The organism is Bacillota bacterium (assembly GCA_040757085.1).
GTDB lineage: Bacteria > Bacillota > Sulfobacillia > JACIYH01 > JACIYH01 > JACIYH01.
In genome coordinates, this window is sequence record JBFLXJ010000023.1 from 200,988 (window position 1) to 222,677 (window position 21,690).

Here is a 21,690-nt window from a genome sequence, read left to right on the forward strand (position 1 = left end):
TCACAAATCCCAGGAGCGATCCCGGGGACAAAAGGGCCGGGTGGTGAAAGGAGAAGAGGATGTGTGGAATAGTGGGCTACGTGGGCCCGCGGCCCGCGTTGCCTGTGCTGTTGCATGGACTGGCCCGCCTGGAGTACCGGGGATATGATTCGGCGGGAGTGGCGGTGCTGGACAGGGGTACGGTGCGAACCTGCAAACGGGAGGGCAGGCTTTCCCACCTGGAGGGGGCACTTCAGCCCTACCTCAAGGAGTTATCCGCCGGGCGGGACGGTGAGCGAGTACAACTGGGCATCGGGCACACGCGGTGGGCTACCCACGGTGTTCCCTCGGACGAAAACGCCCATCCCCATGGGGACTGCAGCGGACGTTTCTGGGTGGTCCACAACGGGATCATCGAGAACTACCGTGAGTTGAAGGCAGAACTGGAAGCGCAGGGACACGTATTCCGTTCCCAGACGGACACCGAGGTGGTTCCCCACCTCATCGAGAGTTTGTATGAGGGCGACTTCCCCCGGGCGGTGGCGGCTGCTGCCCGCCGCCTGCGGGGGTCTTACGCCCTGGCCGTCATGTCGGCTCTCCACCCCGGCATGCTGGTAGGGGTGAGGCAGGAGAGCCCCCTGGTGGTGGGGCTGGGGGACGGCGAGAACTTCCTCGCTTCCGACGTCCCCGCGCTGCTGGAGTACACCAGGCGTACCTACATCCTGGACGAGGGGGAGATGGCGGTACTGACCCCCACCGGGGTGGAGGTAACCGATCACAGCGGGCGGCGGCTGACCAAGGAAGTGTTCCAGGTAACCTGGGACGCCAGCATGGCCCAGAAAGGTGGCTACCCGCACTTCATGCTCAAGGAGATTCACGAGCAGCCCCAGGCCCTGCGGCAGACGCTGGCCTCCCGCCTGGGCGAGGACGGGGAAGTGCGCGCCGAAGAGGAGGCCCTCGATCCCGCCTGGCTGGGGAAGTTCCGCCGCGTGCATCTGGTGGCGTGCGGCACTGCCTACCACGCGGGGCTGGTGGGCAAGTACCTGCTCGAGGGGTTGGCCCGCCTGCCGGCCGAGGCCGAACTGGCTTCTGAATTCCGTTACCGCCAGCCCCTGGTGGACGGGGATACGCTGGTGGTGGTCATCAGCCAGTCCGGTGAGACCGCCGACACCCGGGCTGCCCTGCGGGAGGCCCGCGCCCGGGGGGCGGGCGTCCTGGCCATCGTCAACGTGGTGGGGAGTTCCATCGCGCGGGAAGCGGAGCGGGTGCTGTACACCTGGGCGGGGCCGGAGATAGCGGTGGCGTCCACCAAGGCGTACTCCTGCCAGGTGGCGGCGCTCACCCTCCTGGCCCTGCACCTGGGCCACCTGCGCGGCACCTTGTCGCCGGACGAGGTGCGGCGTCTGGGCAGGCTCCTGCGCAGCCTGCCCGCGCAGGTCGAGGAAGTGCTGGCCGGCGCCGGCCGCGTCGAGCAGGTGGCCCGCCAGGTGGCCGGGCACCAGGATGTGTTCTTCATCGGCCGGGGCCTCGATTACGCCGTGGCCCAGGAAGCGCAACTGAAGCTGAAGGAGATCTCCTACATCCACGCCGAGGCGTACGCGGCCGGGGAACTCAAGCACGGTACCCTTGCCCTGGTGGTACAGGATACTCCCGTGGTGGCCCTTGCCACCCAGCGTGCCCTGTGGGCCAAGACCATGTCCAACGTGGAGGAGGTGCGTGCTCGGGGCGCCCGCGTGTATCTCTTCACCCCCGCTCCCCTGGCCGCCCAGGCGGCCGCACTCCATGAAACCCAACCTGCTGGATCGGGCGGTCCTCCGGGGCAGGTGGCACAGCCGGGACACGGTGTCGAGGTGGTGCCGCTGCCGCCGGTCGACGAATGGCTGGCTCCCGTGGTGGCTGTCGTCCCTATGCAACTTTTGGCCTATCACGCGGCGGTGGCCCGCGGCTGCGACGTGGACAAACCCCGCAACCTGGCCAAAAGCGTCACCGTGGAATGACTCGCCGGCAGCGGCGAGTTGCAGCGCAGAAACCAAGCCCAGGCGCAAATCGAGGGGGCGGCAGCCAGCCTGGTTGCCGCCCCCGCACCTGCCGGCACCCGGGCGAAGGAAAAAGGGGTGGGGGGGAAGAATAACCAGGGGATGCTGGGTATAGGCCTTGACGTGGTCCGGGTGGGGCGGTGGCGTCGCCTGCTCCGGCGGTACGGGGAACGTATCATATCGCGCCTTTTCACCCCCGAGGAGCTGGACCAGTGCCGCGGCCGCCGTGCCGCCGAGCGTTTGGCCGGGCGGTGGGCGGCCAAGGAAGCTGTAGCCAAGGCTCTTGGTTGCCGTCCCGGACCCTGGCGCGACGTGGTGGTGTTGCGTGGTCGCGACGGCGTTCCCCGGGCGGTGCTCCGGGGGGCGTGGGAGCGAGCGGCGCGAGAGCGGGGGGTCAGATCTTTGCGGATTTCGCTTAGCCACGAGGAGGATGTGGCAGTTGCGGTGGCCCTGGCGCTCGCCGAGCCCGGCGATACCCGTGCGGTGAAGGAGCAATGAAGGCGGTCACCGGCGCCGAAATGCGGGAAATCGACCGGCTCGCCCAGGAAGAGGCCGCCATCCCGGGCCTGGTGCTGATGGAGAACGCAGGCCGGGCGGTTTTTGGACAGGCCCGGGAGATGCTCGGGATTCTGCCGGGGCGCCGGGTGCTGGTGCTGTGCGGCAAGGGCAACAACGGCGGGGACGGTCTGGTGGTGGCCCGGCACCTTTGCCATCACGGGGCGGAAGTGAAGGTCCTGGTAAGCGCCCTCCCGGACGAAGTCAAAGGGGATGCCGCTGCCAACCTGGCCATGGCGCGGGCGGAACAGGCGCTGGCGGGGAGCCATCTCAGTCTGGGTTTTCTGTCCGGGTCGGGATGGCAGGACGAGTTGGCGGGCGAGCTGGCTAGAGCGGACCTGGTGGTGGATGCCCTGCTGGGGACTGGCATCCAGGGGGGCGCCCGCGGTCCCGTGGCCCAGATCATCGAGGCGGTGAACCGGGCCGGGCGCCCGGTACTGAGCGTGGACGTGCCTTCCGGCCTGGATGCCGATACGGGGGCGGTGAGCGGGCCCTGCGTGAGAGCCCGGGTAACCGTGACCCTGGGCCTCCCCAAGGTGGGCCTGCTCGTCTACCCGGGGGCGGAGTATGCCGGCCGGGTGGTAGTTGCCGACATCGGTATCCCCCCCGGGCTGATAGACCGAGTGCACCCTCAGGTGGAACTGCTGGAAGAGGAGCAGGTGGCCGCCTGGTTGCCCCCGCGTCCTGCGGCCGCCCACAAGGGCACCTTCGGACACCTGTGGGTGGTGGCAGGTTCCCAGGGGATGGTGGGGGCGGCAAAGATGGCCGCCATGGCGGGTTTGCGCGGGGGTGCAGGGCTGGTGACCCTCGCCCTGCCCGTGAGGCAGCAGCCGGTGGTGGCGGCAGGGTTGTCCGAAGTCATGACCCGGGGTTTGCCGGAGGAAGAGGGGATGCTCAGCGCTTCCGCCCTGGAGGTGCTCATGGAAGCCGGCCGGGGAGTGGAGGCATGGGCCATAGGCCCCGGGCTGGGGCGTTCCCCCGGGGTGGCCACCCTGGTGCGCGATTTCGTGCGCTGGTGCCCGGCCCCCCTGGTGATCGACGCCGACGGGCTCTGGGCCCTGGGCTCTGACCTGTTGCTCCTGCGGGAGAGGGAACACCCCACCGTGCTCACGCCCCACCCGGGGGAGATGGCCCGCCTCCTTGACACCACGGTGGCCCAGGTCCAGGCCGATCGCGTCCGGGCGGCGCGGGAGGCGGCCCGGCGTTCCGGAGCCGTGGTCGTCCTCAAGGGGGCCCGTTCCCTGGTGGTGACGCCGGCCGGTCAAGTTTACATCAACCCCACCGGCAACGTGGGTATGGCCACCGGGGGTTCCGGTGACGTCCTCACCGGTCTGGTGGGTGCTTTCCTCGCTCAGGGGCTGCCCGCGGAGCGGGCAGCGTGCGTGGGCGTGTTCCTGCACGGGCTGGCCGGTGACATGGCCGCGGAGCGCAGGGGGCGCCTGTCCCTGGTGGCGGGCGACATCCTCGCCTGCCTGCCCCGGGCGGCCCGGCGGCTCGAGCTGGCCGGGCGCCACCGGGCACGGGAGACCGCGGATATGTCCCGGGCGTGAGGCCGTCGACCGGAAAGGGGTGAGCGGCCGCGAGCTTGCGGGCGGTACTGGAACGCAACCTGAGGCCCACCTGGGCGGAAGTAGACCTGGATGCCCTGGCCGCCAACGTCCGGGAACTGGTGCGGGTGGCCGGGGGCAGTCAGGTCATGGCCGTGGTCAAGGCGGACGGATACGGTCACGGGGCCGTGGCGGTGTCCCGCACCGCCGTGGAGGCGGGGGCGCGCTGGCTGGCAGTGGCCTGCCTGGAAGAAGGATTGCATCTGCGCCGGCACGGCCTCACGGCACCCACTCTCGTGCTGGGTTATGTTCCTCCCGAGGAAGCTCGGGCGGCGGTCGAGGCCGACATCGCCTGCTGCGTTTTCGGGGACGAGACGGCGCGTGCCCTGGCCCAGGCCGGCAGCCGGGCGGGCCGGCGGGCTCGGGTGCACGTCAAGGTGGACACCGGGATGGGACGTCTGGGGGTTCGCCCGGAGGAAGCAGTGGGCTTCGTGCGCTGGCTGAAGGGGATTCCCACCCTGGAGGTAGAAGGGATATTTACGCACCTGGCCACCGCCGACGAGGAGGATCTTTCTTTTGCTCGGACCCAACTCGACGCTTTTTCCGCGGTCCTGGCTGCGCTGGAGCGGGAACAGCTGCATGTGCCCTACCGGCATGCGGCCAACAGCGCTGCCCTGTTGCGGCTTGCCCCGGCCAGGTTCAACCTGGTGAGGCCCGGCCTGGCCATGTACGGGGTGTACCCGGCCGCGGGGCTGGAGAAAGTGGCATCGTTGCGGCCGGTGCTTACCTGGAAAACGCGCGTGGCCCAGGTCAAGGTGATGCGGTCCGGAGAGACGGTGGGCTACGGGCGTACGTGGCAGGCCCGGGGGGGCGAGGTGGTAGCCACCCTGCCGGTGGGGTATGCCGACGGGTACCGCAGGGTGCTGTCCGGACGCGGAGAGGTGCTGGTGCGGGGGCGACGGGCCCGGGTGGTGGGCCGGGTTTCTATGGACCAGGTGACCGTTGCTCTCCCGGCGGGATTTGAAGCGACCACTGGAGAAGAGGTGGTCTTGCTGGGATGGCAGGGTGAAGAATCGATTTCGGCCTGGGACCTGGCCCGGGCGGCGGAAACGATTCCGTACGAGGTGCTGGTGGGGATAGGGTGGCGGGTGCCGCGAGTTTACCTCAGAGATGGTGCGGTCGCCCATGTGGAGGCGGGCAGGCGCACGGTTGCCCAAAGGGAAGCAGGAACGGATGATTTTGCCGGAAGGGGTGAAGGTAATGGGTGAAGCGCGCAGGATAACCATCACCTTGCCGGCGGATCTGCTGGATGCGGTTGACGGCATCGTGGCCCAGGAAAAGAGGAAGCGTAGCGAAGTCATATGCGACGCCTTGCGGGGTCACCTGGAATTGCGCCGCCGCCAGGTGCTGCGGCAGCAACTGGTGCGGGGGTATCAGGAGATGGCCCAACTCAACCTGCGCCTGGCCGAAGATGGCACTGCCTGGCCCGTGGAGGCGGCCTGGGGTGCGGGAGGTCCCTTGACGGGGACGGAGGGCGGGAGTCTGTGATCAGGCGGGGAGACGTATTTTACGCTGACCTGAGCCCGGTTGTGGGTTCGGAGCAGGGGGGCGTTCGCCCGGTACTGGTCATCCAGAACGACATCGGGAACAAGTACAGCCCCACCACTATCGTCTCTGCCATTACCTCCCAGATCGCCAAGGCCAGGCTGCCCACCCACGTCGAGCTCCCGGCCCGGGATTCGGGCCTGGACCGAGACTCAGTCATCCTGCTGGAGCAAATCCGCACTATTGACAAGCGCCGGCTCCGGCAGCGGGTGGCACATCTGGGCGATGAGATCATGGAAAGGGTCGACGAGGCCCTCGCCATCAGCGTGGGGCTCAGGGAGATCTGACGATATTCGCGGCAGGGGGGATGAAGATTGCAGTTTGCCAGGCTGCCGCGCCTCCATCTTGCTCAATTGCCGACCCCTCTGGAAGAGGCAGGGCGGTTGGAGCACTTGTTTGGCGGAGTGCGCCTGTTCCTGAAGCGAGACGATCTCACCGGCCCCGCCCTGGGGGGGAATAAGGCGCGGAAGCTGGAGTTCTTGCTTGCCGATGCCCGGCGGCAGGGGGCGGATGTGGTGCTCACGGTGGGGGGGGCCCAGTCCAACCACGCCCGCATCACCGCTGCCCTGGCCGCCCGCCTGGGGATGGACTGCGTCCTCGTGCTGGACGGTCCGGCTCCCTGCGAGAACCAGGGGAATCTGCTGCTGGACCGCCTGCTGGGGGCCGAGGTACGCTTTGCGGGCGCCCGGCCCGCCGAGGAGGTGATGGAAGAGCTCGCCGCCGGGTTGCGCGAACGGGGCCGGCGGCCTTACGCCATTCCCGTGGGGGGTTCCACCCCCCTGGGGGCGGTGGGGTACTGCCTGGCCATGCAGGAGATGCTGGCCCAGGCGAGCCAGATGGGATTCGTGGTGCACCGGGTTTATGTAGCCACGGGATCCGGGGGTACCCAGGCCGGCCTGTTGCTGGGGGCGAGGGTGCTGGATCCGTCTCTCCGGGTGATCGGCGTCAGTGTGAGCCGGTCGAGGGAAGAGTGCTGCCGGCGGGTGGCGGACCTGGCCACGGGGGCGGCGGCGCTGCTGGGCCTGCCCGTCGAGGTTGACCCCGCACAGGTGGAAGTGCTGGACGAATACGTGGGACCGGGGTACGGTATTCCCACCGCCGCTTGCCTGGAGGCGGTCCGCCTGACCGCGAGGCGGGAGGGGGTGTTGCTGGACCCGGTGTACACGGGGAAGGCCATGGCTGCCCTGCTGGATCACCTGCGGTGTGGTGTCATCAAAGAAGGGGAAAACGTAGTATTCTGGCACACGGGGGGCTCTCCCGCTCTATTCGCATATACGCAATATCTGGAGGATTGAATGGGATTGTTGCCATTGATAGGGATTACCAGCAGCGTCGACGAGGAGGACCGGGTGCAGGTTCCGTCAGGGTACGCGGCGGCTGTAGAAGCAGCAGGGGGCATACCCGTCGTCCTGCCGGTGCTTGCTCCGGAGAAGGCCGGGGAGGTACTGGCCCACCTCCAGGGCCTTTTGCTTTCGGGAGGAGTGGACGTTGACCCCTCTCACTACGGGGAAGACCCCCTGCCCGGCCTGGGGAGGGTCACACCGGAGCGGGACGCGTTCGAACTGGCCCTTGCCCGGGAGGCCCTGGCCCTGGGCGTCCCCGTGCTGGGGGTATGCCGGGGGGTGCAGGTGCTCAACGTGGCCGCGGGCGGGACTCTCTATCAGGACCTGGGTTCCCAGATGGGAAACGTGCTGAAGCATCGCCAGGAAGCACCCCGGTGGCATGAAAGCCATTCCGTGCGGCTGGATCCCGGGAGCCGCCTGGCAGCCATCCTGGGTGTACCGGAGGTCCGGGTGAACTCCTTCCATCATCAGGCGGTGAGGGAGGTCGCCGGGGGACTGCGCGCGGTGGCCTGGGCACCGGATGGGGTCATCGAGGCCGTGGAAGCCACGGGCACGGACCACCGCTTCGCCCTGGGGGTACAGTGGCATCCCGAGGAGATGTGGAGGCGCCATCCCCTGCACCTCAAGCCATTTGCCGCCCTGGTGGAGGCAGCCCGTGCTCGCCTCTGAGCGTCCGCGCTTGCGGGACCTGGGATACCGGGTGGGAGAACTACCGGTCGGGCCGGGGAACGCCATCACCGATGTGGCCGGCGTGCTGGTGGGGCACGTTACCCTGTACCAGCCCGAGCTGGGAGTGTGCACGGGCGTCACCGCTTTGCGACCCCACCCGGGGAACGTGTTCCGGGAGAAGGTTGTTGCCGCCGTACACGTAATCAACGGTTACGGCAAGGCGATGGGATTGGCCCAGGTGGCCGAGCTGGGCACCCTGGAGACCCCGGTGGTGCTCACCAATACCCTGAGTGTGGGGACGGTCGCCGAGGGACTGGTGCGCTGGATGCTGGAACAGGACCCCGGGATCGGGGGAAGTGCCGGTACCGTCAACCCGGTGGTCATGGAGTGCAACGACGGATACCTCAATGACATCCGTCTTTTGGCGGTGCGCCCCGAACACGTGCGGCAGGCCCTGGAGGTGGCCGCGTCCGTTCCCCCCCGGGAGGGTGCGGTGGGGGCGGGCACCGGCATGGTGTGTTACGGCTTCAAAGGCGGCATAGGGACCGCCTCCCGGGTGGTGATGGGGGAGGCAGGCACCTTTACCCTGGGGGTACTGGTGCTCGCCAACTTCGGCCGGCGCCGGGATCTCACTATCCTGGGCTTCCCCGTGGGCCTCCGCCTCGGGGTTGATGCGGCAGGGGCTGGCACGGCGGATGCGAGGGGTGCTGCGCCGGGCGGGGCAGAAGCGGGGTGTGCGGTGGCGGGGGACAGGGGTGGTTCGGTGATTGTCGTGGTGGCCACCGATGCGCCCCTCACCTCGCGGCAACTGGGGCGCCTGGCCCGGCGAGCGGTGGTGGGGCTGGCTCGCACCGGCTCCTATGTGGGCCACTCCAGCGGAGACTTCGTGCTCGCCTTCACCACCGCCACCCGGTACTGCCACGACGCCTCCGACGGAGTGTACTGGGCGGGGTTCCTGCCCGACCACGGGGGAACGTTTTCCGGTCTGAGCCGGGCGGTGGTGGAAGCCACCGAGGAGGCGGTGCTCAACGCCCTCTTCCGGGCCACCACCACCCGTGGCCGGCTGGGTCGGGTGGTGGAGGCCGTGCCAGTGGAAAAAGTTCTGGCCATGTTAAGGCAGGGTGGGTCGTATTTGAAAAATTGAAGGTCCGGGAGGCAGGAACGGGTATACGAAGGCCGAATATAATTTACGAGTTGAGGCCAATGACGGAGGAACGGGAGACGCTGGAGTGGACTGTCGTGCTTTTTGCCCGCCATCCCGGCCGCGGTGCGGTGGCGGTCGTGGCAGTGTTGGGTTCTGCCGCCCTTGCCTGGTGGTGGCTGCACGATGCGTGGGTAGTGGTGACTGCCGTGGTGGTCATGGCGGGTGCGCTGGCACCCTACCTGTTCCCCATCAGGTATCGCCTTGACAGGAAGGGAGTGAGGCTGAAGAACGGGTTGTTCTGGGATTTCCGCCCCTGGGAGAAGTTCTTCGATTACCGCGTCTTCCCCGATGGCGTGCAACTATATTTCGACCAGAGGGAGTTGCGGGGACGAATCCTGAAGGGACACCTTCTGTTTTTCGACCGGGAGGGGTTGCTGAAGGATCGCATAGTGGAGATGGTCGGCCGGAAGATAGGTGTTAAAAAGGGGGGTTAGAATGAGTCGGAGCAGGCCACGGACCATCCTCGCCACGGACGTGGGGAGCACCACCACCAAGGCCATCCTTATTGAGGACCAGGGGGGCGAGTACCGCCTGGTGGGAAGAGGGGAAATGCCCACTACGGTGGAAGCGCCCTGGGAAAACGTCATGATCGGAGTCCGCAAATCGATACGGCGTCTCGAGGAGCTTCTTGAACGCCGTTTTTTGGATTCCTCCGGGCGTCTCATCAGACCGGCCGCGGCCAAAGAAGGGGTGGATTACTACGTATCCACGTCCTCCGCGGGGGGCGGGTTGCAGATGATGGTGGCCGGGCTGGTATCCAGTATCAGTGCGGCTTCTGCTCACCGGGCTGCCCTGGGGGCCGGGGCGGTGGTGCTGGACGTCATCGCGGTGGACGACGGGCGCTCCACCTCGGAGCAGATCAGCCGCATCACCGAACTGCGTCCGGACATCATCCTTATGTCAGGCGGCGTGGACGGGGGATCGGTGTCGTACATCGCTGCCATCGCGGAAACCATCGTGCAGGCCAACCCCCAGCCCCGCTTCGGTGCCACCTACAAGCTGCCCCTGGTGTACGCGGGGAACCGGGATGCCCAGGACCTGGTCATGGGGGTGGCCGGTTCTGAACTGGACGTGCACCTGGTGGAGAACCTGCGCCCCCGTCACGACGTGGAGAACCTGGGCCCTGCCCGGGAGGCCATCCACGAACTGTTCATGAACCACGTGATGGCCCAGGCCCCCGGGTACGCGGAGTTGATGGAATGGGTGGACGTGACCATCATGCCCACCCCGGGTGCCGTGGGCCGCATCATCAGCGTGATGGCCCAGGAGTACGGGGCCAACATCATCGGGGTGGACATCGGGGGTGCCACCACGGACGTATTCTCCAGCTTCGAGGGCACCTTCACCCGCACCGTGAGTGCCAACCTGGGCATGTCCTATTCCATCTGCAACGTCCTGGAAGAGGCCAAATTCGAGAATATCCTGCGCTGGGTCCCCTTCGGGGTGGATGAGGTCAAGCTTTCCAACTGGATCGCCAACAAGATGGTGCGTCCCACCACCATCCCCATGACCCTGGAGATGCTGGTGCTGGAGCAGGCGCTGGCCCGGGAGGCGTTGCGCCTCTCCTTTGCCCACCACAAGAGCCTGGCCCGCAAGGTGGAGAAGGAGGAGGCACGGGCGGCCTGGCACAGCGCCCGGCAGGAGATATTCCGTGCCGCCGGCCGGGAAATCATCGACATGAAGAAGCTGGACATGCTGGTGGGATCGGGCGGCGTCCTCTCTCACGCCCCCCGGCGGCAGCAGGCGGCCATGATGCTCATCGACGCTTTCCAGCCCGAAGGCGTCACCCAGTTAGCGGTTGACTCCATCTTCATGATGCCTCACCTGGGCGTGCTTTCCACCACCTACCCCGAGATAGCCGCGGAGGTGTTCGACAAGGACTGTCTCGTCCGCCTGGGCACCTGCATCGCGCCGGTGGGGAAGTTGCGGGAGGGGCAGCCCGCGCTGACGGTGCGGGCGCACCTGCCCGGGGGCACGGTGGAAGCACGGCTGGCATTTGGCGAGATCAGGCGGCTTCCCCTGGAGGTAGGGCAGACGGCAAAGGTGGAGGTTATCCCGGTCGGCGCGCTGGACGCCGGTGCCGGTAAGGGCCGCAGGTTGGAGGCTACCGTGCACGGGGGCCTGGCGGGGATCATCATCGACGCGCGAGGGCGGCCCCTGGAACTGCCGGCGGACCCCGCCCGCCGGGTGGAGAAGTTGACCGAGTGGATCGCGGCCATGGACCTCTATCCGCTCGACCTGCTCAAGAAGTACCAGGCCTGCCATCCGGTGGGGAAGGCAGTTGCGGCCGGCAAGCCCGAGGGAGGGGAGAAGCGTGGCGGTTTCTGGCGTCGCTGATTACGTCGTCCAGCGCGTGCGCAAAGTGCGCAAGCTGCCCCTGCCCGGGGAAGTGCTGGTCGGGCAGGGTGACAGGGTGGAACCCGACACCCCGGTTGCCCGCATCAGCCTGCGGCCGGGTATCCCGTGGGTGTTGCCGGTAGCCCGCCTGCTGGGGATCGAGCCCGCCGACCTGGACAAAGCCATGCTGGTCAAGGTAGGGGACCAGGTCAAGACCAAGCAGGTGATTGCCATCGCGGAAAAGGGGCTGTACGGCCGTAAGGAATACGAGTCACCCACGGACGGCGTGGTGGAGGACATCTCCACCGCTTCCGGGCGGGTGATCATCCGGGAAGAGTTCGGCCGGGAGGAGCCTCCCGTGCAGGTGGACGTGGCTTTCGAGCTGGGGTGCCGTCCCCGCGACGTGCCCCGGTACATGATCACCCCGGTAGGCAAGGAAGTCAAGAAGGGCCAGATGATCGCCAAGAAGGGCGAGCAAGCAGCGTTCTTCACCAAGACCTGCCTGGCCCCGATCTCGGGTGTGATCGCGGAGGTCAACGCCCAGACCGGCATGGTGACCATCGCCCGGCCGTTCAAGGAAGTGGTGGTGAAGGCCTACATCAGCGGGGTGGTGACCCAGGTGCTGCCCCGCCGGGGCGTGGCTGTGGAGACCCCGGCCGTGCGCCTGACCGGTATCTTCGGGCTGGGCCGGGAGACCCACGGTCCCATTCACGTGGTGGCATCCCGTCCCGACCAGACCCTCACCGCCGATCTGATCGACGAAAGCTGTGCGGGAAAGATCGTGGTCGGGGGTGGCTACGCCACCAACGAGGCCCTGGTGAAGGCACTGGAAGTGGGTGCCCGGGGGGTAGTGACCGCCACCGCCAACTACCTGGACCTGGTGCGCTCCCTGGGGGTGCGGCTGGGGGTGGGGATCACCGGCCAGGAAGATATCAACATCACGGTGATCCTCATCGAGGGCTTTGGCGAGCTGCAGATGCGCGAGCACGTCTTCCGGGCTCTCAAGGCCCTGGAGGGACGGCCGGCTTCCATCAATGGTGCTACCCAGATCAGGGCGGGTGCTATCCGACCGGAGATCGTGGTTCCCTTCCCCGATTACCAGGGCGCGGTGGTTGAGGAGCAGGTAGCGGACGAGGAACTGTCCCTGGGGCAGCGTGTGCGGCTGATCACCGACCCTTACTTCGGCCGTCTGGGTCACATCGTCGACATCCCCCGCCTTCCCATGGTGGCGGAAACCGAGGCGCGGGTGCCCATGGTGGAAGTGGAACTTGATGGAGGAGAGCGGGTGGTGATACCCCGGGCCAACGTAGAACTGTTCTAGCCGGCCCTCGCGGAGGAGGCAGCACCGCCCGGAGCATGCGAGGACCGCCGGGAGGGGTAGGCGCCTCTCGGGGGGAAAGTGCCGGCCGGGGGAGGGACCCAGGGTGCCGCGCTGGCTGGATAACTGGATGATATACGAGATCACGCCTCAGGAGCGGGACGAGCTCATCGAGAAGCTGGCCCGCCTGGTGCAGCGGTTCGGCATGTACACTCCGGCCATATTCTTGCTGGAGACGGGGAAAGACCTGAGCTGGCTGGGCAGCCAGTTCATGCACCTCTTTTCTCCCGTGATCACCGTGATCTGGAACGACTTTGAGAAGCTGGCTTTCCTGCTGGAAGACAAGCAGAACGTGGAGCGTCTGATCCAGCGCATCGAGGAACTCTCCGAACAGGAGAAGAAACAGGCCGCCAAGCGGAGGGAGAAAAGCCGTGCCCGCTGAGATCACATCGGTGCTGGCCACCGACTGCGGCAGTACCACCACCAAGGCCATCCTGATCGAGAAGATGGGTGACGAGTATCGGCTGGTGGTGCGGGGGGAAGCCCCCACCACGGTGGAGCGCCCCTTCGAGGACGTGACCATGGGGGTGCGTAACGCTGTCCGCGAGGTGGAGGAACTCACCGGTAGGAAGATCCTCTCGGAAGAGGGGATCATCAGCCCCCGGCAGCCGGACGGCAGCGGGGTGGATCTGTATCTTTCCACCTCCAGTGCCGGGGGCGGCTTGCAGATGATGGTGGCCGGAGTGGTCAAGAGCATGACCACCGAGAGCGCCCAGCGCGCCGCCCTGGGGGCGGGGGCCATCGTCATGGATGCGGTGGCCATCGACGACGGGCGCAAGACCCACGAGAAGATCGCCCTCATCCGCCACCTGCGCCCGGACATGATCCTCCTTTCGGGAGGGGTGGACGGGGGCACGGTCGCCCACGTGGTCCAGATCGCCGAGCTTATTGCCGCCGCCGAGCCCAGGCCCCGCCTGGGGATCGGCTACCGGCTGCCCGTCATCTACGCCGGTAACCGGGACGCGCGCCCGTACATGGAGCGCATCCTGGGGGAGCGATTTGACCTGCGGATGGTAGACAACCTGCGCCCGGTGCTGGAGAAAGAGGTGCTGGGACCGGCGCGGGAGGAAATCCACAACCTGTTCATGGAACACGTGATGGCCCAGGCACCCGGCTATAACAAGCTGATGGCCTGGACCCACGCGCCCATCATGCCCACTCCCGCGGCGGTGGGGCTGGGCATGCAGACGGCGGCCCGGGAATACAGCCTGAACGTGATCGGGGTGGACATCGGAGGGGCGACCACCGACGTGTTCTCGGTGTACGGGGACCGTTTCGTGCGCACGGTTAGCGCCAACCTGGGCATGTCCTATTCCATCTGCAACGTGCTGCTTGAGGCCGGGCTGGAGAACATCGTGCGCTGGATTCCCTTCGCCGTGGATGAGGCCGACATCAGGAACCGCATCCGCAACAAGATGATCCGGCCCACCACCATCCCCCAGACCCTCGAGGAGCTGGCGATCGAGCAGGCCCTGGCCCGGGAAGCCCTGCGGCTGGCTTTTGAGCACCACAAGACGCTGGCCGTCGGCCTGAAGGGGGTGCAGAGGCAGCGCACCATCGATGATACCTTCAGCCAGGCCGGAGCGGAGACGTACATCGACCTCATGGAACTGGGTCTCCTCATCGGTTCCGGCGGGGTGCTTTCCCACGCTCCCCGCCGGGTGCAGGCGGCCCTCATGATGCTGGATGCTTTCCTCCCCGAAGGCGTTACCCGCCTGGCGGTGGATTCCATCTTCATGATGCCCCAGTTGGGCGTGCTGTCCACGGTGCACGAGAAGGCAGCTGCCCAGGTTTTCGACCGGGACTGCCTGATCCACCTGGGGACGGCGGTCGCCCCCGTGGGGCAGGGGAGGGAGGGCGAGCCCTGTCTGGCGGTGACCCTGCACCTGCCGGGGGGAAAGGTAGTCAGAGAAGAGGTGGCCTTCGGAGAGATCCGTCGCCTGCCGCTGGACGTGGGGCAAGAGGCAGAAGCGGAGATCCATCCCGCCCGGGGTTACGACGTGGGGCGGGGAAGGGGGCACGCCATGCGTACCACCCTGCACGGGGGAGTGGTGGGGATCATCCTGGATTGCCGGGGCAGGCCGCTGGCACTGCCGCCGGAGCCGGCGCGCCGGTGGCAGAAGCTCAGGGAGTGGGCCTTGGCCGTCGATCTCTACCCCCCTCAGTTCCTGGAGAAGCTGTCCGGTTAGGGAGGGATGGGCATGGCGCACGCGTACACTCCGGGTCTGAAAGTCTCTGAATATGTGGTCATACAACGGCAGCGACGGTTGCCCATCCCGGGTCGGGTGCTGGTGGAGCAGGGGCAGGAGGTACGCCCCGACACGGTGGTGGCAGAGGCTTCCCTGCCCGGCAACCCCAATACCGTGAACGCTGCCGGCATGCTGGGTGTGGATCCTTCCGATTTGCCCCGGCTCATGGTGAAGAAGGTGGGGGATGCGGTCAGGAAGGGCGAGGTGATCGCCCGCTACCGGGCCCTGCTGGGGCTGGTCTCAGGTACCTGCACTTCTCCCGTGGATGGGACCATTGAGGCGGTGTCGGAGGTAACCGGGCAGGTGATCGTCCGGGAGCCACCCATCCCCGTCCAGATGAGGGCGTATCTGGAGGGCGTGGTGGCGGAAGTGATGCCCCGGGAAGGGGTGGTGGTGGAGGCGGAAGGGGCGTTCATCCAGGGGATTTTCGGGGTGGGGGGAGAGACGTATGGAGAGATCCAGGTGGTGGTGTCCCATCCCGAAGAGGTTCTGGATGCCGCCGCCATCGTGCCTGCCCACCGGGGCAAGGTGCTGGTGGGTGGTTCGCTGGTCACCGGGGCTGCCCTGCGGCGGGCCGTGGAGGTGGGAGCCCGGGGGGTAGTGGCGGGTGGCGTCATCGACCGGGACCTCATCGGCTTCCTGGGCCACGACATCGGGGTGGCCATCACCGGTCATGAGGACATCGGGATCACGGTGATCGTGACCGAGGGCTTCGGCAAGATGGCCATGGCCCACCGCACCTTCGAACTGCTGCAGTCGCTGGAAGGCCGCATGGCTTCCATCAACGGCGCCACCCAGATCCGGGCGGGTGTGATGCGTCCCGAGATAGTGGTGCCCACCGGCAGCCGCCGCCCAGCGAAAACGGCAGCTCGGGCTGCTGGCGCCTCCGGCGAAGCTGCTCCTGCCTCGAGCCAAGCGGCCGGGCGCGCAGACAAAGCCGATGCGGGAGTGGTTTCTCAGGGCCTGGTGCCGGGGACCCGCGTCCGTATCATCCGGGAACCTTACTTCGGGCGCCTGGCCTACGTGACGGAGTTGCCTCCGGAATTGCAGGTGATCGAGACGGAAGCGAAGGTGCGCATCCTGCGGGCCCGCCTCGATTCGGGCGAAGTGGTCACCGTCCCCCGCGCCAACGTGGAGATCATCGAAGAATAGGGCGGGACATGCTGGCGAAAAAGGGGCCGGCCGCTTGCACGCCACCCGGCGCAGGAATTCGCCTCTCAGGGGTAGAAAGCCTCGTCGGAGACTCGACTTATGGCTGTGAGGGGATGGGGGGTGGCGGGCCGTGGTCGGGCCGGCGATCTCGGAGACACTGGTGCGCGATCTGCTGCGGGACGAGGCGGTGCTCGATCGGGTCAAGGTGGAGGACCTCCTGCCCGTTGCCGCGGGCGCCCGTCCTGCTGCCCTGATCGTCCTGCCTGCCGATCTCCCGGACGCCTATTCGCTGGGCGGTTCCATCGATGCACTGGTGCACCGGCGCGGGGGAGCGCGCTGGCAGGTACCGCTTCCCCCTCGGGCCAGGCTGCGCCGGCAGGCGCAGGTGTTGCGGGATGCATACTCGGACGTGGTGGAGGAATCCACCACCTACCGGGCCCTGATGGGCTGGGTGGAGCGGTTGGGCCTGCGGGCGTGGCATCTGGAAGTAAGGCCGACCGTACGCTACCTGGTCGTGTACCGCGACCCCGCAGCCGTCGAGGCGCTGGTGGAACTGGGAGAGATGCTGACCGAGCATCGGAAAAAGGTGGCGGGCTGGGCGGAAACCGACCCCCGTTTTGCCGAACTGCTGGGGAAGTTGTTGGGGTACCCGGCCTGCTGTCTGGAAAACTACGTGCGCCACCTGGCCGGCGGAACGCCGCGCGAAGACAGCCTGGCTGCCCAGCTGGCGGCTCAGGTGGCGCGGGGGGAAGGGCTGCAGGAGTTCGTCTTTTTCGCCTCAGGCTTCCTCCCCTGCGACCCGGGGTGCCCTGCGGCTCGAGAGGTTGCCGAGGGCATCTTGCGGGCTCTGACAGGATGCCTGCCCCAGGCGGGGGACGTCTACCGGCAGGTGTGCCGTGAGAACCTGGCCGAGGCGGCCCGGCCCCCCGCGGAGCGGCGGCGTTACGTCGAGGTACTGGAACGGACGAGGAGGCTTTTGGGCGGATATGACGAAGCGTAGCAGGATCGGGCAGGGGGTTCCCCATGCCCGGCAGCAGACTTTTTCTTTCCTGGAAGGACCGGCAGGGGGCCCATTGGCCGCGGGGGCGACGGACCCCGGTACCGCCGCCGCCTCAGGTGCCGACGGCTTTGATAGCGCCGGTACGAGCGGGCGGCCGTGGGCGGCGGAAGCCTGGCCCCTGGACGGGGGAATACTGGCAGAGGGTGATTCCTTCCTGGGCGAACTGGAGGCTGCTTCTGCCCTGGAAGAGCTGGACCGGGTGGCCCGGGGATGCCGGCGTTGTCCCCTCCGGGAGGGGTGCCGGGGGGTGGTGTTCGGAGAAGGAGACCCGCGCGCCGTGATGATGTTCGTGGGTGAGGGTCCCGGTCAGACCGAAGACGAAATGGGACGACCCTTCGTGGGGAGAGCCGGGCAATTGCTGGACCGCTGGATCGGGCTGCTGGGGCTGAAGCGCCAACAGGTATACATAACTAATGTGGTCAAGTGCCGTCCGCCGGGGAACCGTACTCCTCTGGCGGAGGAGATGCGTTCCTGCTGGCCCATCCTCCGCCACCAGATCCGCCTGATCCGGCCCCGGATCCTGGTCTGCCTGGGGTCACCGGCCCTACAGGCCCTGGTCCACCCCGGGGCCCGCATCACCCGCCTGCGGGGGAGCTGGCTGGAACGGGGAGGCATCAGGATCCTGGGCACTTTTCACCCGGCCGCCGTGCTGAGGGATCCCACCAAAGAGCGGGCCGTACATGAGGACCTGCGCCGGTTGCGGGCGGAGTACCTGCGCATCGCCCCGCGGGGGGGCGACTAGCGTGGTGCCCGAAGTGCAGGGGGAATCGGCGGTCCGCCGGGTGCGGGCCCTGAGCCGGTCGCCCGGCCAGACCCGCGGGCTCGGTGCTCGTCTGGGAGGCATGATGCAGAGGGGCGACGTGGTAGCCCTGGTGGGGCCTCTGGGGGCTGGGAAGACCACCCTGGTGCAGGGGATCGCGGAAGGCCTGGGTTTTGCCGGTCGGGTCCGCAGCCCTTCTTTCACCCTGATGAACGAGTACCCTACCCCGCGGGGTAACCTGTATCACCTGGATCTCTTCCGGTTGGATTCCGCCACGGAGGCCGAACAGGCCGGGCTGGACGAGTTCCTTCCCGGCGATGGCATGGCGGTGGTGGAGTGGGCGGAGAGAGCGGGCGATCTCCTCCCGTACGAGCACCTCGAGATTTCTCTGGCGATGGGAGCGGGAGAAGAGGAGCGCCTGTTGACGCTGGCTGCCCGGGGAGACAGGTACTGCCGCCTCCTGGCCGCCCTCGCCCATGCCCTGGAGCCGGCCCGTGAGGATGCGGGGAGGCGCGGGCAGTGCTGACCCTGGGATTGGAGACGGCGACGCGCTTCACGTCGGCGGCCCTGGTGGACGGCGATGAGTTGCTGGCCGAGTACACCTACTGCGGCCCGTCCCGGCCTTCCCAGGTGCTCATGACCATGGTGGACAGGCTGTTCCGCGACGCCGGCCTCGACCGGAGCAGGCTGGCGGCGGTGGCGGTGGGAGCCGGTCCGGGATCGTTCACGGGTTTGCGCCTGGGGCTGGCCACCGCGCAGGGGTTGGCGTACGCCCTGGGCATCCCCGTGGTCGGGGTCAGTACCCTGGAAGCCATGGCTTTCCCCTGGCTCGGTACCGGACGCCTGGTGGTGCCGGTGCTGGATGCCCAGCGAGGGCGGGTGTACGCCGCCGGGTACCCGGGCAGCGGCGTGAGCCCGGCCGGTGCGCCGGGGGGCTTCATCCCCCGTACTGTGGAGTGGGAGATCCTGCTGGATCACCTGGCGGGCGAGTTGGCGCAACGTGCCGTGGACGATCGGGGACTGGTGATCCTGGTGGGGGAGTGGGCCTGGGCGCACAGGGAGGAGGTTGTCTCCCGATTGGGCCCGCGCGCCCTGGTGGTGGAGCCGCAACTTGCCTACCCGCGGGCGGCGGTGGTGGCGCGCCTGGGAAGGGCAGCCCTGCAAGCGGGCGACAGGGGCGATCCCTTTGCCCTGCGGGCGCTGTACCTGCGCAGATCGGAGGCCGAAGAGCTGTGGGAAAAGAGACAGTCCGGGACGTCGACCGGGTTTATATAGATCAGATGACGCTGGCCGACCTGGATGGCGTGATGGCGGTGGAGGAAGTTTCCTACCTTACGCCCTGGTCGCGGCGGGCCTTCGTCAGCGAACTCACTGAGAACATCCACGCCCACTACATCGTGGCCCGCCTGGGGCGGGAGGTGGTGGGATACGCCGGCATGTGGGTGATCCTGGACGAGGCTCACGTCACCAACATCGCCGTGCATCCGGACTGGCGGCGGCGAGGGCTGGGTGAACGTTTGCTGCGGGAACTGATTTCTCGGGCCCGCGCCCGAGGGGCCACGAGGGTGACCCTGGAGGTGCGCAAGTCCAACATGGTGGCCCAGCGCCTGTACACGCGCCTGGGGTTTGTCCCCCGCGGTATCCGCAAGGGATACTACTCGGATACCGGCGAGGACGCCATCATCATGTGGCTGGAGGACCTGGGGGCGGAAAACCTTTGAGCGACAAGAGCCGGGCTGTGCGCCCTGCTGGACGGCGTGTCACGGCATGCAGGTGAAGCCCTGTTCCCGAAAGTGGGGATCAAACGTAAAGACGTTCTTCACACCCAGATCGCGCATGACTTCAAAGCTCACGCAGTCGACCAGGCTGAGGTTCCGACAGTTGGCGGCGAGCAAGGCAGCGACTCCCCTGCGGTGCAACTCCGAACCCACCCAGATAATACCGAGCAAGGGGAAGACGTCCTCAGAGAAACTCCGCACAGCCTCCATTCCGAGCCTATGTTGAACGAGAGTCCACGTTTCTACCAGGACATAGCTGCTCGAGATGAGCGGTGCCCTCTTGCTCAAGAGTGCTTCCCATACGCGCTTGGCGTGACCGTGGTTCTGGTCGTCGGCATCAAGCACCGCAAGGAAAGCGGAAGTGTCTACGTAGACGGTCATTACCGATAGGCCTCCGCCAGGTACCTGTCGTGTTCCACGGACAGATCCCGCAGACCTGACCTGAAGCGACCGGCCAGAGCGATTGCCCGGGAGACGCGCTCCTCAGCTGCGGTGCTCCAAGAACTGGCAATGACCAGGTCTACGCCTTTCCGGATCAAGTCGGCAACCGATTTGCCTTGCTCCGCGGCGAGCTTTTTCAACGCCCGCGCCTGCTCCTCGGTGAGTTGGACTTGCGTGCGTACCACGGTGACCCCTCCTGGCACAGCATGCTTAACTGGATTTTAGCATTGTATCATTCCCGGGTCAAACTGCCACATTGGTGTCGACGGCCACGGTGGGTCACGGCAAGGTTCTTTTCCCCGTACAGGTCGGCTCAGCTGAACGGCTCGGAGCCGAGCCGGAACCGGCCGAGCTTGGGCTTTGCACCGTGCGAGGTGAGGGCAAGTCCTGCACCGTAGCGCGGCTGCGGGTTTCAAGGGTGGTGGTTTGGGGGCCTGCTGGCGGGGAAGGACAACATACGGATTAAGGAGAACTGGTAACAGGTGCCGTCGGGGGACCTGCGGGGCGGATGGTCGCGCGCGGGCTCCGGGGCACCGGGCGTGGCGGGCAGGTGGCTGCGATGAGGGTACTGGGTGTGGAGACGTCGTGCGATGAAACCGCCTGCGCGGTGGTGGAAGACGGGCGGCACTTGCTGGGGAGCGTGGTGGCGTCGCAGGTGAAGCTGCACGAACGCTTCGGGGGTGTCGTGCCCGAGATCGCGTCGCGACGTCACCTGGAGATGCTGCTACCCGTGCTCGATCAGGCGCTGGCAGAGGCCGGCGTGCGCCTGGGGGACATCGGTGCCGTGGCGGTCACTCCGGGGCCGGGGCTGGTGGGGGCGTTGCTGGTGGGGCTGGCGGCCGCCAAGGCCCTGGCATGGGCGCTGGACGTACCCCTGGTTCCGGTGCACCACCTGGAGGCGCACGTCTACGCTGCCTTCCTGGAATATCCCCACCTGGAGCCGCCCCTGCTGGCCCTGGTGGTGTCGGGGGGGCACACCGACTTCCTGTGGATGCCCCGTCACGGGCGCATGGAGCTGAAGGGGAGGTCGCTGGACGACGCCGCCGGGGAAGCTTTCGACAAAGTGGGCCGGCTGCTGGGCCTCCCTTACCCGGGCGGGCCCCACGTGGAAGCGCTGGCCCGGGAGGGCCAGCCCGCCATTCCGTTCCCGCGCGCCTGGATGGAGGGGACGCTGGATTTCAGCTTCAGCGGCCTGAAGACGGCGGTGGCCGTGTACCTGCGTCGTCACGAGGGGCAGTATCGTCCGCAGGACGTGGCCGCCAGCTTTCAGGCGGCGGTGGTGGAGGTCCTGGCCGAGAAAGCGGCGTGTGCCTGCTCATCCCTGGGGGCTACCAGGCTGGTGGTGGCGGGCGGGGTGGCGGCGAACCGGGCCCTCCGGGAGGCTATCGAGGAACGTTGCCGGGCCCTGGGAGTGGAAGTGTTCATTCCCCGCCCGGCCTTCTGCACGGACAACGCTGCCATGGTGGCCAGCGCCGGGTATTACGCCCTGCGCGAGGGAAGACGGGCGGGGATGGACCTGAATGCCAGCCCCGCCCTGCCCCTGGAGGTTTTCGGACTGGCGGCTGGAGGATAGCAGGCCTGAGGCGTGGTTCCGCCG

General features: G+C 67.4%; 23 protein-coding genes. 21 read left to right on the forward strand and 2 right to left on the reverse strand.

Annotated features, from left to right (window positions below; all coding sequences use genetic code 11):
• Nucleotides 1-59: 59 nt before the first annotated feature.
• The 20 genes from glmS to rimI all read left to right on the forward strand — a co-directional run bounded on the left by glmS (nt 60) and on the right by rimI (nt 19,595).
• Entirely contained in the window at nt 60-1,976 is a 1,917-nt protein-coding gene (gene glmS / locus AB1446_08595; protein MEW6546960.1) for a glutamine--fructose-6-phosphate transaminase (isomerizing), read from the forward strand.
• A gap of 117 nt (nt 1,977-2,093) precedes the next feature.
• Complete coding sequence (gene acpS / locus AB1446_08600) at nt 2,094-2,513, forward strand: holo-ACP synthase (GenBank protein MEW6546961.1); 420 nt, start codon at nt 2,094-2,096, stop codon at nt 2,511-2,513.
• On the forward strand, nt 2,510-4,120 hold the full coding sequence (locus AB1446_08605; GenBank protein MEW6546962.1) for an NAD(P)H-hydrate dehydratase: 1,611 nt from the start codon (nt 2,510-2,512) through the stop codon (nt 4,118-4,120). Before acpS ends, AB1446_08605 begins: the two co-directional genes overlap by 4 nt.
• A gap of 35 nt (nt 4,121-4,155) precedes the next feature.
• The gene (gene alr, locus AB1446_08610; GenBank protein ID MEW6546963.1) at nt 4,156-5,385 is read left to right on the forward strand and encodes an alanine racemase; all 1,230 of its coding nucleotides are present in this window, start codon (nt 4,156-4,158) and stop codon (nt 5,383-5,385) included.
• Nucleotides 5,378-5,665, forward strand: a complete 288-nt coding sequence (locus tag AB1446_08615; protein ID MEW6546964.1) for a ribbon-helix-helix protein, CopG family — start codon at nt 5,378-5,380, stop codon at nt 5,663-5,665. Before alr ends, AB1446_08615 begins: the two co-directional genes overlap by 8 nt.
• Complete coding sequence (locus AB1446_08620; protein ID MEW6546965.1) at nt 5,662-6,009, forward strand: type II toxin-antitoxin system PemK/MazF family toxin; 348 nt, start codon at nt 5,662-5,664, stop codon at nt 6,007-6,009. The genes AB1446_08615 and AB1446_08620 overlap by 4 nt, the downstream gene beginning before the upstream one ends.
• Before the next feature lie 66 nt (nt 6,010-6,075).
• Nucleotides 6,076-7,017, forward strand: coding sequence for a D-cysteine desulfhydrase family protein (locus tag AB1446_08625; GenBank protein ID MEW6546966.1), 942 nt, complete (start codon nt 6,076-6,078; stop codon nt 7,015-7,017).
• Complete coding sequence (locus AB1446_08630) at nt 7,018-7,734, forward strand: gamma-glutamyl-gamma-aminobutyrate hydrolase family protein (GenBank protein MEW6546967.1); 717 nt, start codon at nt 7,018-7,020, stop codon at nt 7,732-7,734.
• Nucleotides 7,721-8,878, forward strand: a complete 1,158-nt coding sequence (locus tag AB1446_08635) for a P1 family peptidase (GenBank protein ID MEW6546968.1) — start codon at nt 7,721-7,723, stop codon at nt 8,876-8,878. The genes AB1446_08630 and AB1446_08635 overlap by 14 nt, the downstream gene beginning before the upstream one ends.
• Before the next feature lie 59 nt (nt 8,879-8,937).
• Nucleotides 8,938-9,372: a hypothetical protein gene (locus AB1446_08640; GenBank protein MEW6546969.1), complete on the forward strand. Its 435-nt coding sequence runs from the start codon at nt 8,938-8,940 to the stop codon at nt 9,370-9,372.
• 1 nt (nt 9,373) lies between these two features.
• Nucleotides 9,374-11,275 (forward strand): glutamate mutase L, encoded by a 1,902-nt coding sequence (locus AB1446_08645; GenBank protein ID MEW6546970.1) that lies wholly within the window; start codon nt 9,374-9,376, stop codon nt 11,273-11,275.
• Nucleotides 11,253-12,596, forward strand: a complete 1,344-nt coding sequence (locus AB1446_08650) for a hypothetical protein (protein ID MEW6546971.1) — start codon at nt 11,253-11,255, stop codon at nt 12,594-12,596. The genes AB1446_08645 and AB1446_08650 overlap by 23 nt, the downstream gene beginning before the upstream one ends.
• A 103-nt stretch (nt 12,597-12,699) precedes the next feature.
• On the forward strand, nt 12,700-13,035 hold the full coding sequence (locus tag AB1446_08655) for a hypothetical protein (GenBank protein ID MEW6546972.1): 336 nt from the start codon (nt 12,700-12,702) through the stop codon (nt 13,033-13,035).
• Nucleotides 13,025-14,842 (forward strand): glutamate mutase L, encoded by a 1,818-nt coding sequence (locus AB1446_08660; GenBank protein MEW6546973.1) that lies wholly within the window; start codon nt 13,025-13,027, stop codon nt 14,840-14,842. Before AB1446_08655 ends, AB1446_08660 begins: the two co-directional genes overlap by 11 nt.
• A gap of 12 nt (nt 14,843-14,854) precedes the next feature.
• Nucleotides 14,855-16,054 (forward strand): hypothetical protein, encoded by a 1,200-nt coding sequence (locus AB1446_08665; GenBank protein ID MEW6546974.1) that lies wholly within the window; start codon nt 14,855-14,857, stop codon nt 16,052-16,054.
• A 130-nt stretch (nt 16,055-16,184) separates the two neighbouring features.
• Entirely contained in the window at nt 16,185-17,054 is an 870-nt protein-coding gene (locus AB1446_08670) for a DUF483 domain-containing protein (protein ID MEW6546975.1), read from the forward strand.
• A complete protein-coding gene (locus AB1446_08675) occupies nt 17,041-17,856 on the forward strand; it encodes a uracil-DNA glycosylase (GenBank protein ID MEW6546976.1) in 816 nt (271 codons plus the stop codon). The genes AB1446_08670 and AB1446_08675 overlap by 14 nt, the downstream gene beginning before the upstream one ends.
• A gap of 4 nt (nt 17,857-17,860) precedes the next feature.
• Nucleotides 17,861-18,400 carry a tRNA (adenosine(37)-N6)-threonylcarbamoyltransferase complex ATPase subunit type 1 TsaE gene (gene tsaE, locus AB1446_08680; GenBank protein ID MEW6546977.1) on the forward strand — a complete coding sequence of 180 codons (540 nt, stop codon included), beginning with the start codon at nt 17,861-17,863 and terminating at the stop codon, nt 18,398-18,400.
• Nucleotides 18,394-19,149 carry a tRNA (adenosine(37)-N6)-threonylcarbamoyltransferase complex dimerization subunit type 1 TsaB gene (gene tsaB, locus AB1446_08685; GenBank protein ID MEW6546978.1) on the forward strand — a complete coding sequence of 252 codons (756 nt, stop codon included), beginning with the start codon at nt 18,394-18,396 and terminating at the stop codon, nt 19,147-19,149. Before tsaE ends, tsaB begins: the two co-directional genes overlap by 7 nt.
• A complete protein-coding gene (gene rimI, locus AB1446_08690; protein MEW6546979.1) occupies nt 19,107-19,595 on the forward strand; it encodes a ribosomal protein S18-alanine N-acetyltransferase in 489 nt (162 codons plus the stop codon). Before tsaB ends, rimI begins: the two co-directional genes overlap by 43 nt.
• Before the next feature lie 39 nt (nt 19,596-19,634).
• Here the strand turns inward: rimI and AB1446_08695 are convergent, their stop codons facing one another.
• Both AB1446_08695 and AB1446_08700 read right to left on the reverse strand, forming a co-directional pair.
• The gene (locus AB1446_08695) at nt 19,635-20,033 is read right to left on the reverse strand and encodes a PIN domain-containing protein (GenBank protein ID MEW6546980.1); all 399 of its coding nucleotides are present in this window, start codon (nt 20,031-20,033) and stop codon (nt 19,635-19,637) included.
• A complete protein-coding gene (locus tag AB1446_08700; protein ID MEW6546981.1) occupies nt 20,033-20,278 on the reverse strand; it encodes a ribbon-helix-helix protein, CopG family in 246 nt (81 codons plus the stop codon). The genes AB1446_08695 and AB1446_08700 overlap by 1 nt, the downstream gene beginning before the upstream one ends.
• 374 nt (nt 20,279-20,652) lie before the next feature.
• Between AB1446_08700 and tsaD the strand changes: the two genes are divergently transcribed.
• Nucleotides 20,653-21,666 (forward strand): tRNA (adenosine(37)-N6)-threonylcarbamoyltransferase complex transferase subunit TsaD, encoded by a 1,014-nt coding sequence (gene tsaD / locus AB1446_08705; protein ID MEW6546982.1) that lies wholly within the window; start codon nt 20,653-20,655, stop codon nt 21,664-21,666.
• Nucleotides 21,667-21,690: the final 24 nt, after the last annotated feature.